Annotated in this window: 7 protein-coding genes and 1 tRNA gene; 3 read left to right on the top strand and 5 right to left on the bottom strand. The window is 45.6% G+C overall.

Going from position 1 to position 11,130, the window contains the following annotated elements:
* The first annotated feature begins 363 nt into the window (after positions 1–363).
* Complete coding sequence (gene cofG, locus QT973_RS22685; RefSeq protein WP_333054088.1) at positions 364–1,317, top strand: 7,8-didemethyl-8-hydroxy-5-deazariboflavin synthase subunit CofG; 954 nt, start codon at positions 364–366, stop codon at positions 1,315–1,317.
* Between the two features lie 156 nt (positions 1,318–1,473).
* Here cofG and QT973_RS22680 read toward each other — a convergent pair whose 3' ends face one another.
* The 3 genes from QT973_RS22680 to cpdA form a co-directional block, all read right to left on the bottom strand.
* Positions 1,474–2,250 (bottom strand): SDR family NAD(P)-dependent oxidoreductase, encoded by a 777-nt coding sequence (locus QT973_RS22680; RefSeq protein WP_333054087.1) that lies wholly within the window; start codon positions 2,248–2,250, stop codon positions 1,474–1,476.
* A gap of 206 nt (positions 2,251–2,456) precedes the next feature.
* Positions 2,457–3,935, bottom strand: coding sequence for an alpha-amylase (locus tag QT973_RS22675; protein ID WP_333054086.1), 1,479 nt, complete (start codon positions 3,933–3,935; stop codon positions 2,457–2,459).
* A gap of 191 nt (positions 3,936–4,126) precedes the next feature.
* A complete protein-coding gene (gene cpdA, locus QT973_RS22670; RefSeq protein WP_333054085.1) occupies positions 4,127–4,906 on the bottom strand; it encodes a 3',5'-cyclic-AMP phosphodiesterase in 780 nt (259 codons plus the stop codon).
* A 175-nt stretch (positions 4,907–5,081) separates the two neighbouring features.
* Between cpdA and QT973_RS22665 the strand changes: the two genes are divergently transcribed.
* Positions 5,082–5,152, top strand: a tRNA-Cys gene (locus tag QT973_RS22665).
* 232 nt (positions 5,153–5,384) lie between these two features.
* On the opposite strand, the gene priA is transcribed toward QT973_RS22665, so the two are convergent.
* Both priA and QT973_RS22655 read right to left on the bottom strand, forming a co-directional pair.
* Positions 5,385–7,946 carry a primosomal protein N' gene (gene priA, locus QT973_RS22660; RefSeq protein ID WP_333392220.1) on the bottom strand — a complete coding sequence of 854 codons (2,562 nt, stop codon included), beginning with the start codon at positions 7,944–7,946 and terminating at the stop codon, positions 5,385–5,387.
* Positions 7,947–8,025: 79 nt separating this feature from the next.
* Positions 8,026–9,096 carry an ATP-binding protein gene (locus QT973_RS22655; RefSeq protein WP_333054083.1) on the bottom strand — a complete coding sequence of 357 codons (1,071 nt, stop codon included), beginning with the start codon at positions 9,094–9,096 and terminating at the stop codon, positions 8,026–8,028.
* A 718-nt stretch (positions 9,097–9,814) separates the two neighbouring features.
* Here QT973_RS22655 and QT973_RS22650 point away from each other — a divergent pair.
* Positions 9,815–10,759, top strand: coding sequence for a fused MFS/spermidine synthase (locus QT973_RS22650; RefSeq protein ID WP_333054082.1), 945 nt, complete (start codon positions 9,815–9,817; stop codon positions 10,757–10,759).
* Positions 10,760–11,130: the final 371 nt, after the last annotated feature.

Below are 11,130 nucleotides of genomic sequence, written 5' to 3'. Positions count from 1 at the left end.
ATTTGTTTATGATTGCTTTATTTGGTTTTCAATGTTCGTGACGGCTTTGTGTTCCGCCATGTAAATAAACATAAAGCTTTTATTTCAGTTTGTAAAGGCCTTTTAAGAACAGTTTTTATTATGAGTGTCATAAGCTGCGCTGATAATAAGCCAGAATGCTTGCTGTATGGGGTTTTAAAAAGCAGAGTGCGGAATTTTGGGACGATCGCCCACCAATGAAGAATACTCATAATCTACCGGGGCCACGAGATTTGGGACGGGGGCAGTGTTAAGATAGATGAAGGGTTGCGATCGCCAACCGCAAAACTCGCATTGCACAGATATATGTTGTTGCGTAAGTCCGATCGATAAAAATCCCAAGGAATGTCTCGCACCGTCACCTACAGCCCTGCTTATACCCTCGTTCCCACTTACGAGTGTTTTAACCGCTGCACCTATTGCAATTTTCGGGCAGAACCCCTGCAAAGTCCTTGGCTAACACTCGCAGAAGCCGAAAAACAGCTCAACTTGCTGCAAACTCAAGGTGTAATTGAAATTCTCATCCTCAGTGGCGAGGTACATCCTCACAGTCAACGCCGAAAAGCTTGGTTGCAGCGGATTTACGATTTGTGCGAACTGGCACTTGCTCTGGGATTTTTGCCGCATACTAATGTGGGGCCGCTCAGCTTTGAGGAGATGGCACACTTAAAAGAGGTAAATGTATCGATGGGGCTGATGCTAGAACAGCTTACCCCACATTTGTTACAAACGGTTCACAGGCACGCACCGAGTAAAGTGCCGGCGCTGCGGCTGCAACAGTTAGAATGGGCTGGGGAATTAAAGATTCCGTTTACAACTGGTTTGCTGCTGGGAATTGGGGAAAGTAAGGCAGATTGGATTGAGACGCTGGAGGCGATCGCCCGGATTCATTCGCGATACAATCACATTCAAGAAGTTATCCTCCAGCCACACAGTCCCGGAAATCAACAAAGTTGGGACGGTGAAGTTTTTGATGCTACAAAAATGCCCGAAGTAATTGCGATCGCCCGCAGCATTTTACCTGATGAAATTGCCCTACAAATTCCGCCCAATTTAGTTGCACAACCAGACATATTGCTGGCTTGTTTAGAAGCAGGTGCTAGAGATTTAGGAGGAATCGGGCCGCGGGATGAAGTTAATCCCGATTATCCTCACCTGCAACACCAAACTTTAACAGAAATTTTAGCAGCAGCAGGATGGCAACTCGTAAAGCGTTTGCCTGTTTATCCTCAGTACGATAATTGGTTGCCCCAGACATTGCAAACGGCTGTTAAACAAAGGAGAGTCAATCGATTTTAGATTTTAGATTTTAGATTTTAGATTGAAAAATTGAGCCGCGTGATAAATCCGGGGGCTTGTGACCAAATTGCTTGATAGTCAGTCAATCGATTTTAGATTTTCGATTGAAGATGGGTAATTGGTAGGAAGATTCTTTAAATTGCTGCTATAGAGATTTTAAATCAAAGAACCGCCGCCATCAATCCACACTTCAGTACCTGTGATAAAGCTGGAGGAATGTGATACCAGAAATAACACTAATTGGGCGACTTCTTCGGTAGAACCTGCCGTATTATCCGTCAAAGGAATCATGTCTTGAATGGAATCAGGCGCGACTGGAATGCGATCGAGATGGCGCTTAACGGTGCTTTCTTCAATGGCAGTTAGCACCCCGCCCGGACAGATCACATTGACTCGGATTTGGCAGGCTGCGAGTTCTAGCGCCAGCATTTTTGCAAAGGCTACTTGGGCAGCTTTTGAACAAGCGTAGGCCGTGGCACCAACTTTCCTGAAGCTTCTGGTACCATTAATCGATGATGTAATTACAATTGAACCTCCTTGTTTTTTCAGATGAGGAACAGCATACTTAACAGCCAAAAATGTTCCTCTAAGGTTGGTGTTAATTGTCCGATCCCACTCATCGGGTTCTATCTCCTCTATCGGCGACCATACACCGTTAATACCCGCATTGGCAAACAAAATATCAATTCTTTGATATTCATCAAAAATTGTTTGAAACGCTTTTTGCATTTGCCCAGAATCTCCAACATCTGCGGCAATAGCCAGCCCGCAGCCTCCTTCATTGACCAACTGGCGGAGGGTTTCTTCCCCCGTGTCTAAAATCCGATCGATAATAGCAACTTTTGCTCCTTCCTTAGCCATTAAAATTGCTGCTGCACGACCAATTCCCGACCCACCGCCGGTAATAACGGCAACTTTTTCTGAAAGCTTCATAATTCTTTATATAAATATTTTTTTTTTGCGCGATCGCATAGCATAAAGATAATAGTCGATAGAGGACTAAACTCCTAACTACAAAAAAGTTTTGGTGAGCAAAATCATGAAAGTAAAAAGTGGTTTAATTTACTAATTATAGCGGTAAGGTGTGCAGTGCACACCCTACTTTAGGCAGAGGAGTAGGTCAGTTTTTAACGCAGTTCTTACGGCTGTGGCACCCAGACCGAAACAGAACCGGCGTTACACCGAAAATCAGCCCAACCATCGTCATTAGTTGTGATTGGTTCTTGGATGTGTTCGGTGATGTCAATATAAGTTCGATTCGGCTGTCCGACTTCCATAAACTTAGTGCCATCGCCTCCGTTACTGAGTACGACAGCCATGCCACCCGGATGTTCTTCATCTCCGAGTCGCGTCCAGCCAATAGTGTTGGCGTGGTCGAAGTAATCGTACTGATTGCCGTAGGAATAGGTTTGGCGCGCTAACAAGAATTTATCGAGAATAAACTGATGTTTGTCTAACCAAATCTCGTATTCATTGCCATCATTTGCTGTATCTTTATAGTTAGCGCCGTAATAGTCCGGGTAAAAAATGCACGGATATCCTTCGCGCCGCAGCAGAATTAAAGCGTAGGCAAGGGGTTTAAACCAAGCCTCGACAACTGATTCTAGGGATTGTAAGGGCTGGGAATCATGGTTGTCAACCAAGGTAACGGCGAGGGCGGGTTGCTGTTGGACGAGAGTGTTATCAAAAATTGTTCGCAAATCGTAGCTATTGCCGGCTTTGCTAGCAGCGTGGAAGTTGTAGTGGAGGGGTGCGTCAAATAAGGAGACTTTACCGTCCGTTGCTTCTAGGAAGTAGTGCAAAGCTTCCACTTCGTAAGACCAATATTCGCCGACTGCAAATAAGTCGCGTTTGACATAGTTACGAACGTGTTCCAACCATTCTTGGAAAAATTCTGCTTTAACGTGTTTGACGGCATCAAAGCGAAAGCCGTCAACGTTTGTTGTATCGACATACCACTCACCCCAGTATTTTAACTCCCCGCTGACTTCTGGGTGATCCATATCTAAATCGCAACCCATGAGGTAGTCAAAGTTGCCTTTTTCTAAGTCTACTCCTCGATCGAATTCTTTGCCTTTAAGCAGGTAAACGGCATGGGTTTCTGTGTTGTAAACATTGTAATCAATGGCGTCAAAATGCCACCAATGCCACTCCATGCTGGAATATTTTTTATCGCGGCCGGGAAAAGTAAAATGCGTCCAAGCTTTGATTTTTTGATATTCGCCTACGGTGTCATTCCGGTTGTCGGGATTGAAGGGTGTGGCTTCGGCTTCTTCTTCTGCATCGGCACCTAATTTGTGGTTGAAGACTACATCGGCATAAATCCGAATTCCAGCATCTTGTGCAGCTTTAATCGCGGCCAAATACTCATCTTTTGTGCCGTATTTCGTGCGTACCGACCCTTTTTGGTCGAACTCGCCTAAATCGAATAAGTCGTAGACGCCGTAACCCACATCCATGCCGCCGCCAGTTCCTTTATAGGCTGGTGGCAACCAAAGGGATGTAACGCCGATTTTGGCTAAATCTTTTGCAGATTTCGCTAGCTGATTCCACAGGCTGCCATCGTCGGGGCTGTACCAGTGGAAATACTGCATCATGACGCCATTTAGTTCAGACATATATTTAGTTTTTCCTGTTTTGTCAAATTGCGATCGACATTTATGTTCGTAGCTCGCTAGTTTACGTATGTCTGCAATCTATGGTTAATAAATATCATAAAAGATGGGGCTGGTAAAAAAAATCTATCTGTTGATGTATTGACAAGATAATGTAAATTTGATACTAATAATTTTAGGCAGACTAAAAAATATTAAGTTAGTGGCGATTGGGCAGCAACTCGCTCAACTCTGGTGTTCCAAGTACCGTCGATCGCCAATTCAAGCAATCTAAATCCCGGCGGGATTTTGTCAACTATAATCGGATGGCTTTTGGGTAAAAGTTGGAGGCAGGTGCTGGGTGTCCCCAAGTAGGTAACTGATCCCCGCTGTTGTTGAAATTCTTGGTGAATGTGGCCGCAAAGAACGATTTTGATTTGAGGATATCGATCGACAATTGCGAAAAATTCATCGGCATTGTGCAGCATCATTCCATCCATGATTTCACAGTCGATCGGCAAAGGATGATGGTGCAAGGCAATGATAACAGGTCGATCGCCGGTTTGTTGCAGTTGAGAGTCTAGCCAATTCAAGCTTTCTGGGGAAAGCCGCCCGCCGTCGCATCCGGCTTCCACACTCGAAAGCAATAGAAATTGCCAGTTTCCTAGCATCCATGATTTTTCTGGGGAAAGAGGCGACTGATTTAAGATTTCTGCCATGACTGGGATGTTGTCGTGGTTTCCAGGTATCCAGTAGGCGGGAATTCCGAGGGGGGCGATGAGGGAGACGAGGCGCTGGTAGGATTCGGGTGTTTCGTCTTGCGACAAGTCGCCTGTGAGTAGGAGTAAGTCGGGCGGCGGCTGTATCTGTTGCAAGCGATCGAGAACTGCTTCGAGGGTGCGGGTTGTTGAGATGCCTTTCCAAGTACGATCGAGCTCTGCAAACAAGTGAGTGTCGGTGATTTGGGCGACGAGTAGGGGAGAAACTGGTGTCATGGCTGGTGTTGCGGGCGATCGATGTAGTTATAGAATAGCCTCGGATGGGTTTTGGGGATATGGAAAAAAGGCCGATTCCCTACGGGATAGCTGCGCTTCACGAAAATTTTGACAGGTATGTTAAATTTTTCGAGATTTGGTGTACTATAAGAAAACGTCAAATTTCAGACGTGACGGCGGCATAGCCAAGTGGTAAGGCAGAGGTCTGCAAAACCTCCACCCCCAGTTCAAATCTGGGTGCCGCCTTTTTTAATTTGTGTGAAATGTGGCTAAGATGCCGTTTGGGCGATCGAGAAGTCTAATATACAAAAACCAGCGGGAGCATCTCACCTTTGCAGCCCTCCGCTAGAAATTGGAGTTTTGAGGCAGGAGTTTTGAGGCAGGAGGCAGAAGGAAAGAGGAAGAAGGAAGGAGCCAGAAGAAGTATTTTTACAAATATGAGATGCTCCCAAACCAGCCCCCACCCAACCAATAACCCTCAACCAAAATTCAACGGATCGACATCAATAATTAAACTAACAGAACGCGGCGTGCGATCGCGCAACCCGATCAAATCCGACAAATCCACCGACTCATCCAAAGGCAACTTCAGCAAAATCTGCCACCGATAGCGATTTGCCACCCGCATAATCGCCGCAGGTGCAGGCCCCAACAACTCACATCCCGGTACAGACAATCGCTGAATATACTCCTGACAAACAGACGCCAATTGTACCGCCGTCACCGCAACTTCCGCCGCATCTACACTGCTCAACCGCAACAAAATCAGCCGCCCCGAAGGTGGATAATTCAGCGCCGCTCTTTCTGCTAATTCTGTTTCCACAAAACCCGCATATTCGTGCCGCCTAACTGCTTGAATAACCCGGTGTTCGGGAGTGTAAGTTTGAATAATTACCCGCCCCGGATCGTCGCCTCTGCCCGCACGGCCCGCGACTTGAGTTAATGTTTGAAAAGCTCGTTCGCTGGCCCGATAATCTGATAAGTTCAGCAACCCATCAGCAGACACAACTCCCACCAATGTTACTCCCGCTAAATCTAACCCTTTCGTCAGCATTTGCGTACCCAACAAAATGTCAGCTTCCCCGTTAGCAAATTGCGTTAACAATCTGCGGTGGTCGCCCTTATTTTTAGTCGTATCGCTGTCAAACCGAATTGCCCGCAATTCTGGAAACAATCTCGTTAATTCCTGTTCGACTCGCTGAGTGCCACTACCAAAGTTTTTGAAGTAAGGAGAACTGCATTCCGGGCAATTTTGGGGGTGTCGTTCGGTGTGGTTGCAGTAGTGACAGCGCAATATTTCTGCTGTTCCTTCGCCGACGTGGTGATAAGACAGGGAAACATCGCAATTCGGGCATTCCATCACATAGCCGCAACTTCGACAAGAGACAAAGGTACTGTGTCCTCTTCTGTGAATAAATAGAATACCTTGCTGTTGTCTTGCTTGCAATTGTTCGAGCGCGTTTTGCAGGGAAGCGCTGAAAATTGAGCGGTTTCCTTGCCGCAATTCTTGGCGCATATCGACTATTTCCACAGGCGGCATCGGGCGGGAATAAATGCGATCGGGCAATGATAAATAATGGATATTTGGTAACGAGTAATAATCTCGGCGCGTCCCCACCAAAGTCTCTAAAGCTGGCGTTGCGGAACCTAAAATTAAGGGACAATTTTCTAATTCGGCGCGCCATTTGGCAACGGTGCGGGCGTGGTAGCAGGGGGCTGGTTGGTCTTGTTTGAAGCTGCTGTCGTGTTCTTCATCGAGGATAATTAAGCCGAGGTGAGGTAAAGGTGCGAAAATGGCCGATCGCGTGCCGATGACAATTTGCGGGGTTCCAGTCAGCATCTGACGCCATGTATCGTAACGTTCGCCGTCGGATAGGGCGCTGTGGTACACGCAAATTTGCTCGCCAAAACGGGCTCGGAATCTGTCTGTAAGTTGCGGTGTCAAACCGATTTCGGGAACGAGTACGAGGGCGGATTTGCCGCTGGCTAAGATTGGGGCGATCGCCTGCAAATACACTTCGGTTTTCCCGGAACCTGTAACGCCGTGCAGCAGCACTTGACGGAATCCCGAAAAAGAGTTAATAAACGCTAAAGCTTCAGCTTGAAAATGAGTTAAAGTCTTCGGTGCATCGGGCAATTGAGAAATTCCGCGATCGCCCCTGAGCACTTCCCTTTGGTCAATTACAACGCTACCTTTTTGTTCCAAATTTTTGACAACAGAAGAACTCGCGCTGCAAATTCTCAATAAATCGTTCAGCCACATTTCACCGCCGCCGCGCCGCAAAACTTCCAATACTTCTTGTTGGCGCTTGGTTAAATCTGTGACAAATGCACTAGCAATTAATGTCACTGCCGGTTTGAGTTGTGGTTTGGGAGGATTGGGAGGTTCTAAATAACTTTCTACCCAACCGCGTTTCAATAAATCTTTCAATCCTCGATAACTTCCCTTAACTTGTCGCTGGAGGTATTGCCAAGTGTAATCGCCGTTTTTTTGAGCTTGCAGCAATTGCAAAATTTGACTCGCTGCCGGATTGAGAAATGTTTCGGCATTCGGAGAAATTGCGTCCTTAATTAAGCGAATTCGGCGCACGGAACGGCTTAACAAACCGGGCGGCAGTGAGGCTCTAATTACTTGAATTAAAGGTGTGCAATAATAGGTGGCAGTGCGATCGAGCAATTCCCAGTAAGTCGGTGGGAAAAAACCCGCACTGACAACATCTTCGACATCTTTAACCCTTGTGGGATCTAAGTCGCGTGGCAGTTGAGAAATGAACCGAATCGCGATCGCACCTACCTGTTGACTGCCAAAGGGTACACTCAAGATATCCCCTGGTTGCACGGTAAGTTCCGCAGGTAAACGATAGGTAAATAACTTATTTTCCTCCCCAGGCGAATCCCCCGCAACCCTGTAAGGAGAGTCCACCAATACCTCGATCCACTCTGCTTGCACGGTGGGGCGCTGGGGCGGTTCGCTGCTGCAGTAGGATGCCCCGGCTTCTGCCGCTATAGGGGTTGACAAACCAAAAGTGACAGTAGACATAGGGTTGCACATCAAACTAGGAGGAGCCGCGGTCAAAGGGAGTTTTCATTATCCCTCAGTTTAGCTCGATCGATCGATCTTAGCTGCGGGAATTGGCGATCGGAATCTCGATCGCCAATTCAGTCCCTTCTCCAATTGCGGAGATGCACTCTAACCTCCCGCCGTGTTTGTCCACAACAATCTGATAGCTAATTGACAATCCCAAACCCGTCCCGTGCCCAACTGGTTTGGTGGTAAAAAACGGATCGAAAATTTTCGCTTTTACAGATTCCTTCATTCCCAGACCATTATCTTTGATGCTAATTCTTGCCCAATTATCTGCAATAATAGAAGTAGTAATTGTCATCTGGACAGGGTTAGCTTCGAGCTCGTCTAGTGAAGATTTTTGTTCTCGCTCCCGCAGGGCATCAACAGCATTATTAATGATGTTCATAAACACCTGATTTAATTGCCCAGCATAACACTCCACCTTGGGCAAATCTCCATAACTTTTAATAAATTTTATAGCCGAATGACCTGGTTGTTCTTTGGTTAAATGTTGCAATATCAACAAAGTGCTGTCAATGCCTTCGTGAATGTTAACTGGTTTTTTTTCAGCTTCATCTACCCGCGCAAAGTTGCGTAAAGTCAACACAATCTCGCGGATGCGCTCGGAGCCAAGTTTCATTGACGAAAGAGTTTTCAACAAATCTTCGCGCAGAAAGTCGATGTCAATTTTTTCTAGAAATTCTTCAATCTCTGCATCTGTTTCGGGATAACGATCCTGGTACATTGCGAGCAATTTTAAAATGTCGGCTGCGTAGTCATTGACATAGGTAATATTGCCGTAGATGAAGTTAACGGGATTATTGATTTCGTGGGCAATACCAGCTACCAAAATGCCTAAAGCCGACATTTTTTCTGCTTCAATTAATTTGAGCTGCATGGTTTGCTGGTTATTCAGAGCTGTTTCGAGTGTAGATATTCTTGCTTTTAACTTTTTTTCGGAATCTCTAAAATCCTCAGTTAGTATTTTTAGCAAAGATTCTTTTTTTTTATTAAGGGCTTCTGATTGGCTGCGTTCAGTTTCCGAATTTTCTAGTTGTTTACGCAAAATTAGATTTTCATTTTCCAGCTTTTTGATTCTTTTTTCCCAGTCGGTTGGTTCCATAGGCTATTGTTTTGAAAATAAAAATAGTGTACGCTGTAGCGCATTTAAATTGTATATTCAGGGCGGGCGGAACGCCAAACCCTACTCCCCACACAATTTTATTTTTACAAAAAATTTAAACACTGCCACAGATTAAGAGCGTTTTTATTAGAGAATTTAGTTGTCACCTTTACTTAGTTATAAAGTCGTCGCACATAGACTCTGCATTATTATCAAAAAAAATCAATATTTTATGGGTTTGGGTGGATTTAAAAATTTTATCTAAGATACATTCAAAATGTCAACATATTAATAAAAAATCGGGTTAAAACCGATCGCTACTTTTATTCTCCGCTCTCGCATTTGCGGGGTTTTCATCCGATTATTGATAAATAAGCAGGCCGATCGCAAACTTATCAAGGCGGGCCCAGTGCGAAAAATTGCCCGGTTCAGACAACCTTTGTACAAAACCCGTGGGCAATGCAAAGGGGAAATATTAAATGTGAGCGATCTCGACCGGGGGCGACGGGAAAAGTGATCTCGACTGGGTGGGCGATCGCCCACAAGCAATCTCAAGTACCAAGGCGCTTCCGAGTTCCCAGAACGCAATCACACTATACCATTGCTGAAAAATCTCAATTTAATGTGTCGATCGTACTCACACACCCGCACCATTGTGTGATAAGAACTACTACTTGTGACAACATCGACACAGCAGTTTATATTTGGAGAGTAATTGATGTCAGGTAGCGAAGTTCGTGCAGACTTTTGGATGAGCGAGTACATTACCCCCTGGGATATTTACGTTCACGGCATCATCGCGGTGCTCGCTTACAAGAAAACAGCCTATCAAGAAATGTACGTGGTTCAGACCGGTACCTACGGCAAAGGCTTAGTTTTGGACGGCAAATGGCAATCTTGTACTGGCGACGAGTTTCTGTACCACGAACCCCTGGTACACCCAGCCATGATTTGTCACGGTTCACCCAAAAAAGTCCTAGTTCTCGGCGGCGGAGAAGGAGCTACAATTAGAGAAGTGCTGCGCTGGAAAACAGTTGAAAAAGTCGTGATGATCGACATTGACGGCGAAGTAGTAGAAGCTTGCCGCGAACACCTGCCCGAAATGCACCAAAACGCCTTTGATGACCCCCGCTGCGAAGTAGTAATCGGCGATGCTTTGGACTATTTAGATAAAACTGACAATGATTGGGATATTGTCATTTCTGACTTGTCCGATCCCATTGAAGAAGGCCCATCTTTCCAGTTGTTTACCAAAGAGTATTTTGAGAAAGTTCGCAGCGTAATGTCACCTAACGGATATTTCGTAGTGCAAGCGGGCCCCGTTTCTCCGGCAGAAATGAAAATGCACGCTCGCATTGTAAATACCCTGAAATCTGTTTTCTCCAACGTTCAATCCTGCACCAGCTTTATTTCTACTTATGGAGCTCCTTGGGGTTTTGCCGTAGCTTCTAATCAAGAAATAAATACGCGACCAGATCCAGAAGTTACTGACAAATTACTCGCCGAGAAAACCACCGGCGGGTTGCGGATGTTCGACGGAATTACACTGTTGGGGTTGATGCAAGTTCCCGGTCACTTACGGCAGGTAATCGCCGCTGAAACCGAAGTTTACACTATGGCAGCACCGCCTAAGTTTTTCGGGAAAGGCTCTGTCAGTCAGTGAAGTTAAATTGAAATCGAGGTTAAGTTCCTGTAGGGGCGGGTTCACCAACAATAATTGCCAAAAACCGACAATCTCAAAAACCCGCCCCCACCCAACTAATAGCCTGTATCAACCTTTATTTATAAAATACGGGAATAATGCAGATTGAGTTGGGGGGGGCGGGTTTATTTAGATCGTGAATTACAGTCAGAGATTTGTGGTGAACCCGCCCCTACGATACAAATCAAATTATTTCCTATTTTATTTATAAAATACGGGAATAATGCAGATTGAGATTTACCGTTGGGTGGGGGCGGGTTTATTTAGATTATGAATTACCGTCAGAGATTTGTGGTGAACCCGCCCCTACGATACAAATCAAATTATTTCCT

The organism is Microcoleus sp. Z1_A1 (genome assembly GCF_036700305.1).
In the GTDB taxonomy this organism is placed as follows: Bacteria; Cyanobacteriota; Cyanobacteriia; order Cyanobacteriales; family Microcoleaceae; genus Microcoleus.
The sequence above is the reverse complement of the archived record's forward strand: the minus strand, read 5'-3'. Positions and strand labels throughout refer to the sequence as shown.

Coding starts and splice junctions, on each gene's coding strand:
- cofG (WP_333054088.1), top strand. CDS start 364: ATGTCTCGCACCGTCACCTACAGCCCTGCTTATACCCTCGTTCCCACT.
- QT973_RS22680 (WP_333054087.1), bottom strand. CDS start 2,250: ATGAAGCTTTCAGAAAAAGTTGCCGTTATTACCGGCGGTGGGTCGGGA.
- QT973_RS22675 (WP_333054086.1), bottom strand. CDS start 3,935: ATGTCTGAACTAAATGGCGTCATGATGCAGTATTTCCACTGGTACAGC.
- cpdA (WP_333054085.1), bottom strand. CDS start 4,906: ATGACACCAGTTTCTCCCCTACTCGTCGCCCAAATCACCGACACTCAC.
- priA (WP_333392220.1), bottom strand. CDS start 7,946: ATGTCTACTGTCACTTTTGGTTTGTCAACCCCTATAGCGGCAGAAGCC.
- QT973_RS22655 (WP_333054083.1), bottom strand. CDS start 9,096: ATGGAACCAACCGACTGGGAAAAAAGAATCAAAAAGCTGGAAAATGAA.
- QT973_RS22650 (WP_333054082.1), top strand. CDS start 9,815: ATGTCAGGTAGCGAAGTTCGTGCAGACTTTTGGATGAGCGAGTACATT.